Raw genomic sequence first — 256 nt, 5'->3', positions numbered from 1 at the left:
GTACAGCATCGCAAAGCGCTCAATACCCATACCAAAAGCAAAGCCGGTGTATTTATCGCTATCAATACCGCAGTTGGTTAGCACTTGTGGATGTACCATACCGCAGCCCATGACCTCAAGCCATTTACCATTATCATCGAGGATATCGACTTCAGCAGAAGGCTCAGTGAATGGGAAAAATGACGGACGAAAACGAACAGTCAATTCTTTAGCAAAGAACGCTTCTAAGAACTCACTAATCAATCATGTTAGATCA

The 256-nt window shown here is 43.4% G+C and carries 1 pseudogene; it reads right to left on the bottom strand.

Annotation, left to right across the window (positions count from 1 at the left end):
* Positions 1 to 228 (bottom strand): annotated as a pseudogene (locus AAEY72_RS15555) (tRNA ligase subunit PheS family protein); the annotation flags it as partial.
* Positions 229 to 256: the final 28 nt, after the last annotated feature.

The organism is Psychrobacter sp. W2-37-MNA-CIBAN-0211 (genome assembly GCF_040309405.1).
Taxonomy (GTDB): Bacteria; Pseudomonadota; Gammaproteobacteria; order Pseudomonadales; family Moraxellaceae; genus Psychrobacter; species Psychrobacter glaciei.
The sequence above is the reverse complement of the archived record's forward strand: the minus strand, read 5'-3'. Positions and strand labels throughout refer to the sequence as shown.